Genomic DNA, 18,252 nt, shown 5'->3' on the forward strand with positions numbered 1-18,252 from the left:
TGAATGACCTGATGATGAGTCGAGTGGATTACGACATCAGCGCAAGACTGAAAACACAAGCGGCCCCACCGGTACCGGTGGGCGCTTGTGTCAGCGTACGAGGTTCAATCACAGCGCTTGCTTGAGCAGCATCCTGAAGCAGGTGCTGTTTCAGTCGGAGCAGGCTTGGGAGAGCAGCAGCTGCCACCTGACTTGATGGCTTGCGTTTCGACGTCTTCAGTCGTCATTCCTCCTGTCACCGCTGTCGTACAGGCCGCAGGAGCCGCCGAATCTATAGCCGCGGTACCTTGTGTTCCCTGTTTCGCGGCGCGCATTTCAAGGCGTGCATCTCCCATGACTTGCCAGGCTGATTGCAGGAACAGGGCGGCAATAGCTGCGCCCAGCAATACGTCCGGCCAGCGTGACCCTGTCCAGCCGACGAGGATGGCAGCCACGAAGACGGCGGCATTGGCCATGATGTCATTGCGTGAGCACAACCAGGTGGAGCGCATGTTCAGGTCATCTGACTTGAAGCGCCACAGCATCGCGAAGCAGGCTAGATTGACTGCCAGCGCCAATAACGCGAAGGCCCCCATGCCGTGTGCCGCTGGCGCTACGCCATTGAATGCCTGGAAGCCAGCCTCGACCAGCACGATGGCGCCGAGGGCCAACATCATCACGCCTTTGACCATTGCACTCATCGCTCGAGCGCGCAGGCTACGGTGAAGCACGTACAGCGTCAGGGCGTAAACGCTGGCGTCGCCGAACATGTCCAGTGAATCCCCGAGCAGTGCGGTAGACCCCAGCCACCAAGCGGCGGTGAATTCGACGAAGAACATGCTGGCGTTCAGTATCAGCAATATCTTCAACACTTTTGCCTGTGATGCGCGCAACTGCATCAACTCACTCGTCTTGCTTTCGCAACAGCTTTTCATATGGCGACTTGGCCTCCCTTCATGATGCTGTCAGCATGAGGGTTATAGTGACTATAAGGTCAAGTGCTGAGGGGGAGAAATGACAGCGACAGAGTCTGAGGGGCTAGCATCAAAAGGTGCGAATGAATGGATGAGCATCGGTCAGCTGGCGGCGGCGTCCGATGTGCAGGCGGTGACGATTCGTTATTATGAGAAGCAGGGGCTATTGGATCCCGCACATCGTAGTGCCAATGGGTATCGCGAATATGGTCGTGCGCAATTGAAGCGCTTGACCTTCATTCGTCGCTGTCGGCGGTTGGGCTTCGCGCTGGATGATATTCGCGTCATGCTGGGACTCGCCGACCAGCACGCCTTGCCCTGCGATCAGGTCGATGAGCGAATCGAGGCACAACTAGCGCAAGTGCGCGAGCGACAGCGAGATCTGGCAGCCATGGAGCAGGAACTGGTGCGTCTCACGTCTTGTTGTGCTGGCGGTGTGATCGCCCAGTGCCGGATTGTTGAAGCACTATCACAGACTACCGAGTAGGACGCGTGATCCATTGAGTCGGGGCTATCACCTCTGTTGCCCAGCCTCGCCAGCCGCTACAATGCGCGCCATTCGTTTTGTTCTGCTATTCACCACACAGTGTGCACGGCGTGCTTTCACGTCGAGCCGGATACCTTTCAGCCATGTCAGATTCCCAGATTGCCCAGGCGGCCGACATTCGCCGTACGTTTGCTATCATTTCTCACCCGGATGCCGGTAAAACCACCATCACCGAAAAGTTGCTGCTGTTCGGGAATGCCATTCAGATGGCAGGCTCGGTCAAGAGCAAGCGTGCTGATCGCCATGCGACGTCCGATTGGATGAAGATGGAGCAGGAGCGCGGTATCTCCGTGACGACCTCCGTCATGCAGTTTCCCTACAAGGGACGCATGGTCAATCTACTGGATACGCCAGGGCACGAGGATTTCTCGGAAGATACCTACCGTACGCTGACAGCGGTAGATTCGGCGCTGATGGTCATCGATGGCGCGAAGGGTGTCGAGGAGCGTACCGTCAAGTTGATGGAAGTCTGTCGTTTGCGTACCACGCCGATTCTGACCTTCATCAACAAGATGGACCGTGAAACTCGTGACCCGGTTGAAGTGATGGATGAAGTCGAGACGGTACTGAACATTCAGTGTGCGCCGATGACATGGCCGATCGGTGTCGGTAAAGGTTTCAAAGGTGTTTACCACTTTTACACCGACGAGATTCATCTTTATAAGCAGGGACAGGGTAGCCGCATTCCTGATGATGTTCGCATCAAGGGGCTTGATAGTCCGGAGGCTATTGAGGTGCTGGGCGAAGACCTCGTTGAAGAGCTGAGCATGGAAGTCGAGCTCGTGCGTGGTGCCTCCCATGAATTTGATCTCGCCGCCTATCGTCGCGGTGAATTAACACCGGTCTACTTCGGTACCGCCATGGGTAACTTCGGCGTGCGCGAGATGCTTGACGGTTTCGTTGAGTACGCGCCGCCGCCTCAGCCGCGTGATACCGATACCCGCGAAGTCACGGCTCATGATGAACGTTTCACCGGCTTCGTGTTCAAGATTCAGGCGAATATGGATCCCAAGCACCGTGACCGTGTAGCGTTTTTGCGTGTTTGCTCAGGAAAGTACGAGAAGAACATGAAAATGCGTCATGTGCGCATCAACAAGGACGTCAAGATTCCTGATGCTCTGACCTTCATGGCGGCTGATCGTTCTCACGTGGAAGAGGCATGGCCGGGTGACATCATCGGTCTGCACAATCACGGTACCATCCAGATCGGTGATACCTTCACCATCGGTGAGGACATGCGCTTCACTGGCATTCCGCACTTCGCACCGGAACTCTTCAAGCGCGTGCGCCTGAAAGACCCGCTGAAGATGAAGGCCTTGCAGAAAGGTCTCCAGCAGCTCTCCGAAGAGGGCGCGACTCAGGTCTTCCAGCCCTTCGACAACAACGATCTGATTGTGGGTGCCGTCGGTACCCTGCAGTTCGATGTGGTCGCGCATCGCCTGAAGGAAGAGTATAAGGTCGAGTGCATGTATGAAGCGGTCAATGTAAAAACGGCGCGCTGGATTTACTGTGACGACATCAAAATGCTTGAAGACTTCAAGCGTAAGGCCAGTACCAACCTTGCCTATGATGGTGGTGGTTGCTTGACCTACATCGCACCAACTCGCGTCAATCTTCAATTGACGCAGGAGCGTTGGCCGGATATCACCTTCCTTGCAACACGCGAGCACTGATTACACTGCCAGTCGCTAACAAAAAACGCCACCCAATAAGGGTGGCGTTTTTTGTTACGCACCTTTCTGTCATCAAGCGTTAAATCTCCCAACCTTGCGCAGCTCTGTCTATCCTCATAATTCCCGCGTGATGCCAACGTAAGCGGACCAGTACGTTGTCGGATGTGGGATAAGTGCCAGATGGGTTCAGGTGCTGTGATAATAACGATACGAGCAAGGGAGTCAGGCAATGGCCGGTTTCATGAAGGAATTCCGCGATTTCGCGGTCAAGGGTAATGTTGTCGATATGGCGGTGGGTATCATCATCGGGGGTGCCTTTACCCTGATCGTCAAAAGCCTTGTGGGTGACCTGCTCAACCCCTTGATCGGCTTACTGATTGGCGGTGTGGACTTCGCCAACTTCTTTGTCGTACTCAAGGACGGTGCAGCAGCAGGGCCTTACGCCAGTCTCGAAGCGGCCAAGGAAGCTGGTGCAGTCACATTGAATTACGGCCTGTTCATCAATGCCATCATCAGTTTTGCACTGGTGGCCATGGCGGTATTTTTTCTGATTCGTCAGATCAACAAGCTCAAGAAGGAAGCTGAGGCAGAGCCTGAAGAGATCACTGACAAGGATTGCCCTTACTGTCTCTCCAAGGTACCACTTGCCGCCACGCGCTGTGGTCATTGCACCTCGGAGATTGAGTCTCTGGCACCTGCCACAGCTGCCTGATCGAGAATTTACGTCCTGATGTCGTGTCACGACATTATCTTGGCAAAAGGATATTTCCTTATTTGATGCAGCAATTTTCCCAAGTGGTACTGCACTAAAAATCGGCCCTGGTGGTCGATTTTTAGTGTGGATACTACGTCGGTTCGTGACCTTGCACATGCGGTGCTTCATCATGTCCGAGATAGTTGCCTCGGGGAAACTCATGTTGATAGATAGTCACTGCCACCTGGATTTCAGCGTCTTTGATGGCGATCGAGCACAGGTACTCACACGTGCGATCACCGCCGGTGTTGCTGCCTATGTCGTGCCTGCGACGACTGCAGCAAGTTTTGAGAAGGTACTGACGTTGTCGCGGGAGAGCATTCAGGTGTATGCCGCATTAGGACTTCATCCCTATTTCATGTCTGAACATGATGATGAGGCGCTGACAGCGCTCCGCAATGCACTGAATAACACTCCAGGTGTAGTGGCAGTAGGCGAATGCGGATTTGACGCACGCTTGCCCGATCCCCAGCGACAATGGCAACTGTTTGATGCGCAGTTGGCGCTCGCCAGAGAGTTCTCGTTACCAGTTATCGTGCACTGTGTGCGTGCCAATGATCAGGTCGCCAAGCACCTTCGTGAGGCTTGCCTGCCACGTGGTGGCATCATCCATGCCTTTGCTGGGAGCGAGGTGCAGGCGGAACGCTTTCTAGCGCTGGGTTTTGTTCTCGGGTTAGGCGGCAGTGTGACGTATTCCCGCGCACAGAAATTGCGTCATGTCGTGTCTCGATTACCGGATGAGGGGTTTATCCTCGAGACGGATAGTCCGGACATGCCATTGAGCGGTTACCAGGCCAACGAAACGAGCCCGTGAGAGTGAAGCAGGTAGCGGAGGTGGTGGCTGAACTGCGTGCGACCTCTGTGCAGCATATCGGGGAGTTAACCACGGCAAATGTTCGACGTGTTCTTCAACTGAACGTCTGATCTAGACTGAACATGGTGGCTAGGTATATTCATGCCACATTGGCTCAGGAGGTCGCGTAATCATCGGTAAATCAATGTCTCGTTCTCCAGTGTCCGATCAAGCCTCGCGTGAGCAAGCTCATGAGGCGTTTTCTGCTTTTGATAATGAAACTGTCTCGGACAATCCTCGCTATCGTTTTCTGCTGATTCCCATACTGCTCATTGCGTTGATCTTGGTTAGCGGTTGGTTGACCGTTAGTCAGATAAACCAAATACGTGATAATGATCGCCAATCTGCAGCGCAACGCCTGACGTTATGGATGAATGCTGAACAGCGCATGCTGGGCGGTCAGTTACGTGAGAATGCTTATTGGGAGGAAGCTGTCGAAGAAATGCTGCGCAAGCCTACCCCCGATAACGCTTGGCTCGACTATATGTACGGGGCTGAGTTTGCGACGAACACCGGCATTCACCTGATAGGTGTCGTGCGTGGAAATGGTCGGGTAGCAGCGTGGGGCGAGCATGTTGCTGCATCGGAGCAATGGTTGGGCGAGCAACCGGAAGGCTGGCGGCGAGCGCTTTCTCCCTTGTTGGTGAAGTCTTGGAATACACCAACGGTGCCACAGATCACTTGGGTACGCGTCGCAGGGCAGCCCTGGTTAGTCGGTGTTCAAGGCCTTTATGCTGATGAAGAGGCGTTGCCATCACGTGATCAGCAAGGGTTGCTGATCTTTGGCATTCCGATGACGGCGGCAGTGTTAAGCGAGCAGGCAGCAGTCCTTGGTTTGAATGGACTGGAGATAGTCAGCAATAAGCTTTCAGAGCCAATCGCGACTGAGCGGACCTGTGTGCTATTGCCACAGGCGCTAGTGCACGCTGGCCTGCGCAACAGTATTCGTGCCTGCTGGAAAGATGAAAGTCGTGGTGCAGAGCTGCTGTTAAGTCTTGGAGCACCGTTTGGCGCGTTGCTGCTGGTCATTCTGCTGGCTGTCATCGGGGCATGCTGCATGATCTGGCGTGACCATATCCGTCGCAAGATAAGTCGTGGCAAAGAAGTGCAGTGTGCTGTTCAACTCGATTTGCATCACCAGTTCAACGAACAGTTTCTGACAGTGCCTTATGAGACACACAATCAGGAACATGCCAAGGCGATACTTTCACAGTACCTGCGCCGCGTGCGCGAAATGGCAGGTGCAGAAGTCATCATTTACCGGCGAGAGGTGGGGAATCCGAGCGCAGGTTATCTGATTCTGCAAAGCCGCGATGAGCGCGAATGGTTGAGTGAGGCATCATTGAAGCGTGATCCACTCTGGCGCCTGCCAGTGGGTCCGATCCGCATCAATAGTTCTGAGCCACAATCCGCAGGCGTTGAGAATCGTGCATTGCAGCTCTGTCAGCGATTGGGCGCCAGCCAACTGCTGGGTTATTCGATATCTCCGCACCCAGGCCGGAGTGAGCTGTTGTTGATTGTGAGCCGTGGCAATGCGCTAGATGAGGTTGCGCTGATGCCCGTGCTGGACAGGACACTGAACACCTTGATCATTCGAGGGCTCGAGCAGGAAAGAATATTGCTGCAGCATCAATTGCTACAGGAGCGGGAAACGGATGCCGATACTGGCTTGTTGAGCCGTGAAGGCATCCTGCGACTGATCAAGATGCGTATCGATCAGCTTGGGTCTGTATCGCCGATGGATGGCTTTGTGCTGATGGCCCTTCGGATCGGTGGGCTTCAGGAGCTTTACGAGCACGAAGGTGCAAGCTTGGGGAATCATCAGCTGGAGTTGGTGCAGAAACGTATTGCACCGTTACTTGGCAATGCAGGGCATGTGGCGCGCCTGGAAACAGACCGGCTATTGATCATGGTTCAGCGCCGATTGCTCGAAGCGACGTGTGGCGGTATCAGCGGCTGGTTAGATAGTCTGCTCGGGGCAGTTCGCCATAAGGTCACGCTGGATAATGAGGTGATCTACCTGCAGGCCAGCCTTGGTATCAGCCGTTATCCCGAGGATGGTCAGCAGATGGATGCGTTGGTGTATCGCAGTGAGCGTGCGTTACATGACACCTTGCAACTCAAACGAGAGTGGCACTTCTTCGATGAGGCTGCCGAGCGTGAGGTGCGTCGTCTGAAGCAGTTGGAAGCCGAGTTTATTGTCGGCCTCAGGGAAGGACAATTGCGGCTCCACCTTCAGCCGATCGTGGATGGCCGTGATGGCACACTCATGCTATCTGAGGCACTGGTCAGATGGCAGCATCCGGATCATGGCCTGATGGGGTCGGCGGACTTCATGGCGATTGTCGAATCGGCCAGGCTCGATGTTGCACTGGGTCGCTGGGTGCTCAAGGAAAGTATTGCAACCTTGATCAGAGTGCATGAAGCCGGTCATGAGCTGAATTTGAGTGTCAATGTAACCGTACGGCATATGATGGATAAGCGCTTCTTGTCTGATCTTGATGGACTATTCCGCTATCCTGGGCTCTGTCAGCAACTGACATTGGAGCTGGTCGAAAGCCAGCTGCCGGACGATATTCAGACACTGGCGATACTGTTCCAGAAAATACGCGCTCATGGTGTGGCATTGGCGTTGGATGATTTTGGTACCGGCTATTCATCGCTGTCCCAGCTGCAGCGGTTACCCTTCGATAAGCTCAAGATTGATCGACAATTCGTGACGGGATTGGGCGAAGGCTCAAGCCAAGGGCAGGCGATGATTGATGCCATGCTGGGGCTAGCGGAAGCCTTTCAGTTATCGGTGGTGGCAGAGGGGATTGAAACCCCCAAGGAGCGCGCGGCCCTGATTGCTCATGGATGCACGCTGCATCAAGGCTATCTTTATTCTCGACCACTGCCGGCGCAGGAGCTCATTGACCATCTGATGGCGGGTGACCATTGGTTACCGGCAGACCTGCAGGGAATCGATAACTCCTGACAGGTAAAAGGCGCCCATCCCAGACGCTTCACGACATGTACCAATGCCCCCGTTCGAGAGATCACGAGCGGGGGCATTGTCATTTTGCCAGAAGCTTTCTGAAAAGGTTTTGGGAGAAATAGAAAGAGGAAGCGTGACTTCAGTCCTTGAGGCGCTCCGGATCGCGTCGCTCAACACTGTAGGGAAGTGCTGCGTGCGCTAGCGTCTGCTGGGTCTCAAGCTTCAGGATGGCGTCTTCATCACGCAAGCTGACGACAGCCAGTATTTCCAGCGTGCCGTCGGGTGCATGGGCGGCGGTCATTACTGCGCCCAATGATTTGTTATTGCTATCCAGCACCTTGGTGCCAGGGGAGGGGAGTGCCATGTCTTGGTGACTGATCAAGCGCATCAGGCGCTTCTTTACCTGGCCACGGAAATGCGCACGTGCCACCACTTCCTGCCCAGTATAACAGCCCTTCTTGAAACTGATGGCAGCCAGCGCCTCAAGATTAAGCATCTGAGGAAGCCAGCTATCCGTTTGTGTCGCCGTAACCCATTGTAGCCCTGCGCGGATATCCCCTAGCGTCCAGCTTCTGCCATCGGCAGGCGTGACTCCAGCCTCAAGTAGATAATGCATGGCCTCAATCATCTGTGCCTCTTGAGCGATCAATACACCGCGTGGCTCAGCTTGTGCTGGCTGGCGAGCCAATACGGCATTACCTGCAGCCAGCATGGCAAAATCGTGCGTCGGCAGCGGCTGATCACTCTCAAGGAATCTGGCCGCCGCTGTCAGTGAGTCCTGGCCGCTGAGCCCGATGACTTTGAGTGTGTCGGGGATCTCAAGTGTGACTTTGTAGAAGGGGGCGAACTTCGCAAGGTGAGTCTTGAGCGGTGCTGCGGTCCCTGTGGGCATCAACAGCCAGAGTTGCTCTGGCGTGACACGTAGCAGCTGCGCCATGCCCATGATTCGCCCCTTGGGCGTGCAAAAGGCGGTCAGGGGAGCAAGGCTGCCATCGACCAGTGTCAGATGTTGTGATGTCTGGCCTTGGAGGAAGCGCTCGCCATCCTTTCCGTTCACCTCAAGTATCTCGAATGTTTCGAGCGGGGCGAGGTAGTGGCTTTCGCACACGGGGGTATCCAGTGCCAGACTGCCATCCTCAGCAGAGTGATAGCCGTGTTGCTGCATCAAGGTATTGAGCGCATTCATGAACATGCATCCTGTTGCGAGGTATGTGAGGTGTCAGCTTGTCGCCGACGTTCCTGATGACGGCATTGTCACGCGCTAGCTGGCGGCTGTCAGCCCCTGTCGTCTCTGAACCCTATATTCTCTCTGTGAGCTTCTCCGCTGGCTCTGCCTCACAAAGGCAACCGTGCTACTCTTGGCGGCTGCAATGCGCTCCGGCGCGCTCATTTATCTGCATGACAGGAACTACACGATGGCCAGTTTTTCCCTGACGTTGATCGGCGTCGAAAGTGTCAACGACGTTAACAAGGTCACCACGGCGTTGATGATGATGGACGGCGTCAAGGAAGCCGAAGTCGGACGTGGATTTGCTGAGGTTGATGGGCAGGTACGCTATGAGGCTGTGGTCAAGGTGGTAGAGAAGGCGGGTTACAAGGTCAAATGATCCAGTAAGCTCCTCACGTGTAATAACGACAGGGAAGGTGGCGCATGAGCATCGAGGTAGTGACTCGTCAGGCAGGAAGCTTCGTTCAGCGGGTCAAGGTCGCAAGCTTTGATGAGTTGCTGGTGGATATTCCTGCGGTGGTCGGGGGCGACGACAGTGCCCCTGATCCTCATGACTACTTCGATCTCTCGCTAGGTGCCTGCAAGTCGATCACCGTGTTGATGTATGCACGCCGCAAGGCACTACCGCTGGCAAGTATCGTGACGACCGTGGATCGTGACGACAGTGACGAGCGACGGGGTGAGTATCGCCTCACTGTCAGCATGCAGTTTATCGCCGAATCCGGCAGCGAGCTTGATGAGATGACGCGGACACGCTTGCTCGAGATATCGGAGCGTTGCCCTATCCATCGTCTGATGACCAGCAGTCAGGTGTCAGTGGTTAGCCGAGAGACCAGCAGCGATAGCTGATAGAGCTCGCGTGGCGAGTTGCCAGTTGAAGAGCGGCTTGGCCGCCACCATTGAGGGCGCATGAGTAAACCATTTCGCATCGAGTCCAAGTTCAAGCCTGCCGGTGATCAGCCTGCAGCTATCGAGAAGCTGATTACCGGCCTTGAGGCGGGTTTGGCTCATCAGACGCTGCTGGGTGTTACCGGTTCTGGCAAGACGTTCACCGTCGCCAATGTGGTGGAGCGCCTACAGCGTCCTACTATTGTCATGGCACCCAACAAGACGTTGGCGGCTCAGCTGTACGGTGAGTTCAAGGCATTTTTCCCTGACAACGCCATCGAATACTTCGTCTCCTATTACGATTACTACCAGCCAGAAGCCTACGTCGCCTCCTCGGATACCTTCATCGAGAAGGATGCCTCGATCAATGATCATATCGAGCAGATGCGGCTGTCAGCGACCAAGGCACTTCTGGAGCGGCGCGATGCGCTGATCGTCGTGTCCGTCTCGGCCATCTACGGCCTGGGTGATCCTGAGCAGTATTTGAAGATGCGTCTGCACTTCAATCGTGGCGAGCAGATTGATCAGCGTGCCTTCCTGCGTCGATTGGCGGAGCTTCAATATACGCGTAACGACATGGACTTCCGGCGCGGCACCTATCGTGTGCGAGGCGATGTCATTGATGTCTTCCCCGCAGACTCTGAAGAGCAAGCGGTGCGGATTGAGTTGTTTGATGATGAAATAGATTCCATCCGACTGTTTGATCCGCTGACCGGAGAAGTCAGTGAGTCAGTGCCGCGGATGACCATCTATCCCAAGAGCCACTATGTCACGCCTCGCGAGACCATCGTGGCTGCGATAGACCATATCAAAGCAGAGCTGGTCGAACGCCTCGCGTATTTGCGCAAGAATGACAAGCTGGTCGAGGCACAGCGACTCGAGCAGCGCACGCTTTATGACATCGAAATGATGATGGAGCTGGGCTACTGCAACGGTATCGAGAATTACTCTCGCTATCTCTCGGGGCGTGACCCCGGGCAGGCGCCGCCGACCTTCTTTGATTACCTGCCGAAAGATGCGTTGGTCTTCATTGATGAGTCGCATGTCAGCGTGCCGCAGGTAGGGGGTATGTATCGCGGTGACCGCTCGCGCAAGGAAACTCTGGTTGAATATGGCTTCCGTCTGCCGTCGGCGCTTGATAACCGACCGATGAAATTCGAGGAATGGGAAAGTATTCTTCCGCAGGCTGTCTTCGTCTCTGCAACACCGGGGGCGTATGAAGCAGAGCATACGGGGCAGGTCGTCGAGCAGGTGGTGCGGCCTACCGGGCTGCTGGATCCTGTCATCGAGGTGCGTTCGGCATCTACTCAGGTCGACGATGTACTGTCCGAGATCCGGGCTCGCGTTGAGGTCGGCGAGCGTGTACTGATCACGACACTCACCAAGCGGATGTCAGAAGATTTGACCGAATATCTCGGTGAGCACGACGTGCGTGTTCGCTATCTGCATTCGGATATCGATACTGTTGAGCGTGTCGAGATCATTCGCGATTTGCGTCTGGGCAAGTTCGATGTGCTGGTCGGTATTAACCTGTTGCGTGAAGGATTGGATATTCCCGAGGTTTCGCTGGTGGCTATTCTCGATGCGGATAAAGAGGGCTTTCTGCGCTCGGAGCGCTCGTTGATCCAGACCATTGGCCGCGCGGCCCGTAATGCCAATGGTAAGGCGATCCTCTACGGTAATCGCATCACTGATTCCATGCAGCGTGCGATTGCCGAGACGGAGCGCCGCCGTGAGAAGCAGACTGAATTCAATCAAGAGCACGGCATTACCCCGCGTACTATTACCAAGTCAGTCGCGGACATCATGGAAGGTGCGCAGGCACCTGGGCGTAAAAGCAGTCGTCGCAAGAATAACGAGCGTCAGGTTGCCGAAGAAACGCCCGATTATGCAGCGTTGGCAGCACAGGGGCCGAAGGCACTGGAAAAAGAAATCAGTCGCCTCGAAGATAATATGTACGCAGCCGCCAAGAATCTCGAGTTCGAGGCAGCAGGGCGGCTGCGTGACCAGATCAATGATGTGCGTAATCGTCTGATAGCACTCGGCTAGCCAACTTGCACCGTTAGTACTGTTATCGCCCGACACGGTCATGCCGTGCCGGGCGATTGTTCTTGCGCCGCCAGATTTCGATGCATCATGTGTGTCAATGCCAACAGGATAAAGGTGAAGTAGTTATCCCGTTATCTTGTTTATTTTCCTATCTATTCCTGCATCGCCCGCGTTACCTGTGGTGCGATGATTGTTCATGATGTCTACAACCTTGGGCGTAAAGAGCACCTGTCGAGCCATGCGACCTCATGGTGCAGTCGCGGAGTTAAATCCTGTCATTAAGAAAATACCATCGCGCAAACACTGGCTTTTTTTTATATTGCCATAGATTGCTTTGTAAAAGTGGTAGCGGCAGGATTTTAGTCTGTTGGAGACTCGTTGAATGCATTCATAAGCCGTCAAACGGCCGCTTTACATGCGTATTCCCTGCTGCCAATAATGATTTCAAGGCATTCCTGTGTGTGATGCTGTGCTTCATTTCAGCAGAATCCAGTTCGCTTATTCTGTGGTTGATGGCCAGTTCTTCACTCGGGACATCCAGGCGTCATCAGAACGCATCTGCCAGGTCTGCCAGACTCGCAGTACAACAATAATCGGGAACAGGAATATCTATCATGATGCGCAGGTCACTTCTCGTCCTGGGGATCGCCGCGGCGATTTCGACTCAGGCTCAGGCAGATATCACTATCGCGATGGCTGGTCCGGTCACTGGTCCCGTTGCACAGTATGGTGACATGCAGTTCACCGGTGCAGAGATGGCCATCGAGCGAATCAATGCCGCCGGTGGTGTTAATGGCGAGATGCTCAAAGGTGTCAAGTATGATGATGCCTGCGATCCGAAACAGGCTGTGGCAGTTGCCAACCAGATCGTCAACGATGGTGTTCAGTATGTCGTCGGCCATCTGTGTTCCAGTGCCACTCAGCCGGCTTCTGACATCTACGCCGAGGAAGGCGTCATGATGATCACGGCAGCCTCTACCAGCCCGACCATCACCGAGCAGGGCTATGAGCTGGTCTTCCGTACTATCGGGCTTGATTCTCTGCAAGGGCCGGTCGCGGGTCGTTATATCGCCAATACCATCCAGCCAAAGCACATGGCCATCATTCACGACAAGCAGCAGTACGGTGAAGGTATTGCAACGGGTGTGCGCGAAACCGTCAAGGAAGCTGGCATCGATGTGGTGCTCTTTGAAGGCATCACTGCGGGTGACAAGGACTTCTCGGCGCTGATCTCCAAGCTCAAGAAAGAGAATGTCGACTTCGTCTACTACGGTGGTTACCACCCGGAGTTGGGATTGTTGCTGCGTCAGTCACGTGAGCTGGGCTTTGATGCTCCATTCATGGGGCCTGAAGGCGTGGGCAACCCGGATATCTCCAAGATTGCCGGCCAAGCCTCCGAGGGACTTTACGTCACCCTGCCGCCGGCCTTCGAAAATGATCCCAAGAATGCGGATCTGGTCGAAGCCTTCAAAGCCAAGCAGCAGGATCCGTCTGGCCCGTTCGTGATGCCGGCGTATACCGCCGTTGAACTGATTGCGGATGGCATCAAGGGAGCGGACTCTACCGATCCTGAAGATGTGGCCGAGTATCTCAAGGCCAACAGCTTCGATACGCCTATCGGCAAGGTCGAATACGATGAGAAGGGCGACCTGAAGGACTTCAGCTTCGTGGTCTATAACTGGCATGCTGACGGCACCAAGAGCGAAGCTGCCCAGTAACCTACCTTTCAGCCCTCGCCACGCTGTGGTGGGGGTATTCTATTCGGTCGAGTCAGCGACGATGCAATATCGTCGTGTCTTCCCGTTTTCGCCGCACATGCGGCTTATCCCTGACAGTCAATGGCCACAAGTCAGTAGCTGTCGCGGCCAAGGGTCGTTTCGATGGAAGAAATTCTTTACTTCCTGCAGCAGGTCATCAATGGCCTGACCATCGGTAGTACCTACGCTTTGATCGCCATCGGCTACACAATGGTTTATGGCATCATCGGCATGATCAATTTTGCACATGGCGAGATCTACATGATCGGGACCTATGTGACGTTCATCGTCATTTCGGCACTCGGGATGCTCGGCATTGCCAATCCCTTCTTCCTGATGGGGGCTGCTTTACTGGTGGCAGTATTGGTCTCGTGTGCCTATGGCTTTGCCGTAGAGCGAGTCGCCTATCGGCCGGTTCGTGGTTCCAAGCGTCTGATTGCGCTGATTTCAGCAATTGGCATGTCCATCTTCCTACAGAACTATATGCGTCTCGCGCAGGGTTCACGGGACATGGCGATCTCCAGCCTCATCCCGGGTGGTTGGGAGTTCGGCATCGAGAGCTTCGCCGTCAATCTATCCTACATGCAGGTCATCATCTTTGGTGTGACACTCGGTTGCATGTTGCTGCTTTCGACTTTCATCTCGCGTTCACGCCTCGGGCGAGCCTGCCGTGCCTGTTCCCAGGATGCTGGTATGGCGCGGCTATTGGGCATCAATACCGACATGATCATCTCGATGACCTTTGTGATCGGTGCCGCACTGGCAGCAGTAGCGGGCCTGCTACTTGGGATGTATTACGGTGTGGTTAATCCGTATATCGGTTTTCTTGCAGGGCTTAAAGCGTTTACGGCAGCCGTGTTGGGCGGTATCGGAAGCATTCCGGGCGCCATGTTGGGTGGCTTGTTGTTAGGTGTTGCTGAAGCACTGACAGGCGGCTATCTATCGACCGAATACAAGGACGTGGTGGCCTTCGGCCTATTGATTCTGATTTTGCTGTTCCGTCCCTCCGGGATTCTCGGCAAGCCCGAAGTGGAGAAAATCTGATGGCTCAGATACTCAAGAAAGCGGGCACTTCACCTGCTGAAGCGATTCCTCCACAGCCGTCTTATCGGCGCCCTTGGTGGTCGGCGACGGCTGCCGCTGTGCTGACCCTGGTGCTGGGGGGCTCAGTGCTCGGTGTACAGCTTGAATCTACCGGTATCACGACCACAGTGCGCTTGATGGGCATGGAGACTTGGGGGTGGTTGCTGGCAGCGGCTCTCGCTGTGTTCTTGCATCAGCTGATACGCCCGCAGGTCGAGGATTGGCGTGCGCGTACACGCAAGCCATCACGCTTTACGCTGCCGAAGATCTTCAGTGGGCAGAAGCGCCAGTTGTGGATCATGCTGGCGATCGGTGCCTTGCTGATCTTCCCGTTCATGTCCAACCGTTCGGCCGTCGACCTGGCAACCCTGACGCTGATCTACATCATGTTGGGACTGGGTCTCAACGTGGTGGTAGGACTGGCCGGCTTGCTGGATCTTGGCTATGTCGGCTTCTACGCCGTTGGCGCTTATACCTATGCGTTACTCAATAGCTATCTCGGCTTCAGCTTCTGGGAAGCGTTACCGCTTGCGGGCCTGATGACGGCACTGTTCGGTTACTTGCTCGGCTTTCCGGTGCTGAGATTGCGAGGTGATTATCTCGCCATCGTCACTCTGGGGTTTGGCGAGATTATTCGTATCTTGCTCAATAACTGGACCGAGCTGACTGGCGGACCCAATGGGATTGCGCGTATTCCCAAGCCGACGTTCTTTGACCTGGAATTCACACGCAAGGCGCAAGAGGGCAATGTGCCATTTCACGAGTACTTCGGGATTGCTTACGACCCGTCGTACAAGATCATCTATCTCTATCTGCTAGCGCTGATTCTGGTGTTGATTACCTTGTTCGTCATCTATCGCCTGCTGCGCATGCCGATCGGCCGCGCGTGGGAAGCGCTGCGCGAAGATGATATTGCCTGTCGCTCGCTGGGCATGAACCCCACCGGCATCAAGCTATCGGCATTTACCATCGGGGCCAGTTTTGCGGGCTTCGCGGGTGCCTTCTTTGCTGCGCGCCAAGGTTTTATCAGCCCGGAGTCTTTCACCTTCATTGAATCGGCAATCATTCTCGCCATCGTGGTGTTGGGGGGGATGGGGTCTCAGCTGGGTGTGATTCTGGCAGCGATAGCCATGACGCTATTGCCGGAGCTGGCGCGCGAATTCAATGAATATCGCATGCTGCTGTTCGGGCTGATGATGGTGCTGATGATGGTGTGGCGCCCGCAGGGTCTGGTTCCTCTTAAACGACCGCACATGGAGCTCGACCGTGGCTGATGCTCTCCGTAATGCCGACAATTCAGATATGTCGTCCACCACACAAGCGCGATTGGCCGGTGAGGCACCTCTGCTGAATGTACGTGATCTTGCCATGCAGTTTGGTGGCCTCAAGGCCGTCGATGGCGTTGCACTGAAAGTACATCCGGGCGAGGTTGTCTCGGTAATTGGTCCTAATGGTGCTGGCAAGACCACCGTCTTCAACTGTATCTCCGGCTTCTATCAGCCTACTGGCGGAGAGGTGTATTTCGAGGATAAGCCCATGCACCGTCTACCGGGCTTCAAGATTGCTCAGGCAGGCATGGTGCGCACCTTTCAGAATGTGCGCCTGTTCAAGGAAATGACCGTGGTGGAGAACCTGCTGGTCGCGCAGCATATGCATGCCGAGCGCAACCTGCTGCGCGGTCTTTTCAAGACGCCGGGCTATCGACGCAGCGAAAAAGCACTAATGCAGCAGGCGGGCGATTGGCTTGAGCGTGTTGGGCTACTTGAATTTGCGAATCGTGAAGCCGGTAATCTGGCCTATGGCCAGCAGCGGCGTCTTGAAATTGCTCGTTGCATGGTAGCAAGACCGAAGTTATTGATGCTCGATGAGCCCGCCGCTGGATTGAATCCTAATGAGACGCGTGATCTGGATGACTTGATCGTTAGCCTGACGCGTGATGAAGGAATTTCGGTGTTGCTGATCGAGCACGACATGAGCCTGGTCATGGGTATCTCCGACCACATTTATGTAGTCAATCAGGGTCAACCGCTTGCAGATGGCACACCTGACGAGATTCGTCACAATGACGCTGTGATCAAAGCCTATCTTGGGGAGGAGTAAGGATGACCGAGCATGTCGAAGACGTCGGTATATTGGCTTCCTGTGCCGGTGAGGTGCTGGCTCCGCAAGATGCCATGTTGGCGCTCGAGAATCTGACCACTCATTACGGGCCAGTACAGGCGCTCAATGATGTTTCTCTGGCCGTAGGCAAGGGTGAAATAGTGACGCTGATCGGTGCCAATGGTGCCGGCAAGACGACACTTTTAATGTCGATCTGTGGTGATCCGCGCCCGACCAGTGGGCGTGTGTGGTTCGAGGGCGAAGAGATTACCGGCACACCTACTGCACGCGTCATGCGCGGTGGGCTGTCGGTGGTGCCAGAAGGACGACGTATCTTCACCGGCATGACGGTGGAGGAGAACCTGGCGATGGGCGGTTATTACCAGACGCGTGAGGAAAACGAGCGCAGCATCGAGCATGTGCTTGATCTCTTCCCGCGTTTGCGTGAGCGCTTCAATCAGCGCGGCGGCACCATGTCCGGTGGCGAACAGCAGATGCTGGCGATCGGGCGTGCACTGATGAGTCGTCCGCGGCTGTTGCTGCTGGATGAGCCGTCGCTGGGGCTGGCGCCGATCGTGATTGGCCAGATTTTCGATATTGTTGAACAGCTACGTGAGCAGGGCACGACCATTTTTCTGGTCGAGCAGAATGCTCATCGTGCGCTGTCGATTGCTGATCGCGGCTATGTGCTGGAGCATGGCCATGTCGTGCTGGCAGACAGTGGCAAGGCGCTGCTGGCCAATGATGATGTGCGTCGCGCTTATCTGGGTGGCTAACATCGTTGTAGAACTGATGGCATTGAACCGAACGGAGATAGCAATAAAAACGCCGCTTTCTGATGCAGAAGCGGGCGTTTTTATTGCCTCAACCAATGATAAAGGATCGAGCCCGTTTGAGACTCACGCAGAAGTCATGCTGAAAGTGGCTCTGCGAGCTCTCCCAGTGAGTATGCGGTACCTTCATGTATTCGATAGTGCTCAGTTGTACCTTTGCGTTGGCATTCGGTGACACAAGCGGCGGTAGCCGGAATCTGGCGGAGTGGATAGCGCACGCCGCACTGGCAGAGCTCGAGCATCTTTTTCAGTGCGCTGCGTTCACAGAAGCCACACAGGCATTCAAGCGCGTTATCGAGACACTCATCTTCACTCATCCCCGCACCGTAGATACGGTGGTCATCGCACACTACAAAGCCCAGTGCAGGGGCTGGCACACGACTGCCAGTCCACTCCGGGGGTGATGAGGGGGACGATGACAGCGTGTCGGGAATTGAGTTGAGTATGTTATCTGGCATGGTCAACCTCGTTCATTGTTCCATCATGTCAGCTGACCTCTCTAGGCCAGTTGTCTGCGTCAGACACGTGCGCCTTTCGCGGTAATTTCCATCCTCAAC

General features: G+C 55.0%; 17 protein-coding genes. 14 read left to right on the top strand and 3 right to left on the bottom strand.

Annotated elements, in window-relative coordinates; all coding sequences use genetic code 11:
* Positions 1-104: 104 nt before the first annotated feature.
* Positions 105-878, bottom strand: a complete 774-nt coding sequence (locus BF12_RS19430) for a cation efflux transmembrane domain-containing protein (protein WP_211242417.1) — start codon at positions 876-878, stop codon at positions 105-107.
* A gap of 166 nt (positions 879-1,044) precedes the next feature.
* On the opposite strand from BF12_RS19430, the gene BF12_RS0108940 reads away from it, so the two are divergent.
* The 6 genes from BF12_RS0108940 (at position 1,045) to BF12_RS0108960 (ending at position 7,757) form a co-directional block, all read left to right on the top strand.
* On the top strand, positions 1,045-1,440 hold the full coding sequence (locus BF12_RS0108940; RefSeq protein WP_024951975.1) for a MerR family transcriptional regulator: 396 nt from the start codon (positions 1,045-1,047) through the stop codon (positions 1,438-1,440).
* 143 nt (positions 1,441-1,583) lie between these two features.
* Positions 1,584-3,173 carry a peptide chain release factor 3 gene (prfC, locus tag BF12_RS0108945; protein WP_024951976.1) on the top strand — a complete coding sequence of 530 codons (1,590 nt, stop codon included), beginning with the start codon at positions 1,584-1,586 and terminating at the stop codon, positions 3,171-3,173.
* A 229-nt stretch (positions 3,174-3,402) separates the two neighbouring features.
* Entirely contained in the window at positions 3,403-3,885 is a 483-nt protein-coding gene (gene mscL / locus BF12_RS0108950; protein ID WP_035159717.1) for a large conductance mechanosensitive channel protein MscL, read from the top strand.
* Positions 3,886-4,057: 172 nt separating this feature from the next.
* On the top strand, positions 4,058-4,741 hold the full coding sequence (locus tag BF12_RS19435) for a TatD family hydrolase (protein WP_345917393.1): 684 nt from the start codon (positions 4,058-4,060) through the stop codon (positions 4,739-4,741).
* Positions 4,742-4,764: 23 nt separating this feature from the next.
* A complete protein-coding gene (locus BF12_RS23405; protein WP_345917396.1) occupies positions 4,765-4,851 on the top strand; it encodes a hypothetical protein in 87 nt (28 codons plus the stop codon).
* A 74-nt stretch (positions 4,852-4,925) separates the two neighbouring features.
* Complete coding sequence (locus BF12_RS0108960; protein WP_024951978.1) at positions 4,926-7,757, top strand: EAL domain-containing protein; 2,832 nt, start codon at positions 4,926-4,928, stop codon at positions 7,755-7,757.
* Positions 7,758-7,896: 139 nt separating this feature from the next.
* Here BF12_RS0108960 and ygfZ read toward each other — a convergent pair whose 3' ends face one another.
* On the bottom strand, positions 7,897-8,943 hold the full coding sequence (gene ygfZ / locus BF12_RS0108965) for a CAF17-like 4Fe-4S cluster assembly/insertion protein YgfZ (protein WP_024951979.1): 1,047 nt from the start codon (positions 8,941-8,943) through the stop codon (positions 7,897-7,899).
* Positions 8,944-9,172: 229 nt separating this feature from the next.
* Here ygfZ and BF12_RS0108970 point away from each other — a divergent pair, with 229 nt between their 5' ends.
* The 8 genes from BF12_RS0108970 (at position 9,173) to BF12_RS0109010 (ending at position 17,638) form a co-directional block, all read left to right on the top strand.
* A complete protein-coding gene (locus tag BF12_RS0108970; RefSeq protein WP_024951980.1) occupies positions 9,173-9,364 on the top strand; it encodes a hypothetical protein in 192 nt (63 codons plus the stop codon).
* Between the two features lie 44 nt (positions 9,365-9,408).
* Positions 9,409-9,834: an OsmC family protein gene (locus tag BF12_RS0108975; RefSeq protein WP_024951981.1), complete on the top strand. Its 426-nt coding sequence runs from the start codon at positions 9,409-9,411 to the stop codon at positions 9,832-9,834.
* A gap of 60 nt (positions 9,835-9,894) precedes the next feature.
* Positions 9,895-11,922, top strand: coding sequence for an excinuclease ABC subunit UvrB (gene uvrB / locus BF12_RS0108980; protein ID WP_024951982.1), 2,028 nt, complete (start codon positions 9,895-9,897; stop codon positions 11,920-11,922).
* Positions 11,923-12,539: 617 nt separating this feature from the next.
* Positions 12,540-13,640: a branched-chain amino acid ABC transporter substrate-binding protein gene (locus tag BF12_RS0108990; protein ID WP_281284689.1), complete on the top strand. Its 1,101-nt coding sequence runs from the start codon at positions 12,540-12,542 to the stop codon at positions 13,638-13,640.
* A 162-nt stretch (positions 13,641-13,802) separates the two neighbouring features.
* Positions 13,803-14,723, top strand: a complete 921-nt coding sequence (livH, locus tag BF12_RS0108995; RefSeq protein WP_024951984.1) for a high-affinity branched-chain amino acid ABC transporter permease LivH — start codon at positions 13,803-13,805, stop codon at positions 14,721-14,723.
* Positions 14,723-16,036 carry a high-affinity branched-chain amino acid ABC transporter permease LivM gene (livM, locus tag BF12_RS0109000; protein WP_024951985.1) on the top strand — a complete coding sequence of 438 codons (1,314 nt, stop codon included), beginning with the start codon at positions 14,723-14,725 and terminating at the stop codon, positions 16,034-16,036. Before livH ends, livM begins: the two co-directional genes overlap by 1 nt.
* A 28-nt stretch (positions 16,037-16,064) precedes the next feature.
* Positions 16,065-16,862, top strand: coding sequence for a high-affinity branched-chain amino acid ABC transporter ATP-binding protein LivG (gene livG / locus BF12_RS0109005; RefSeq protein ID WP_051510884.1), 798 nt, complete (start codon positions 16,065-16,067; stop codon positions 16,860-16,862).
* Between the two features lie 74 nt (positions 16,863-16,936).
* Positions 16,937-17,638, top strand: a complete 702-nt coding sequence (locus BF12_RS0109010) for an ABC transporter ATP-binding protein (RefSeq protein ID WP_024951987.1) — start codon at positions 16,937-16,939, stop codon at positions 17,636-17,638.
* Positions 17,639-17,772: 134 nt separating this feature from the next.
* Here the strand turns inward: BF12_RS0109010 and BF12_RS21995 are convergent, their stop codons facing one another.
* Positions 17,773-18,153, bottom strand: a complete 381-nt coding sequence (locus BF12_RS21995; protein WP_141103659.1) for a hypothetical protein — start codon at positions 18,151-18,153, stop codon at positions 17,773-17,775.
* Between the last annotated feature and the right edge of the window lie 99 nt (positions 18,154-18,252).

The organism is Cobetia crustatorum (genome assembly GCF_000591415.1).
Classification (GTDB): domain Bacteria; phylum Pseudomonadota; class Gammaproteobacteria; order Pseudomonadales; family Halomonadaceae; genus Cobetia; species Cobetia crustatorum.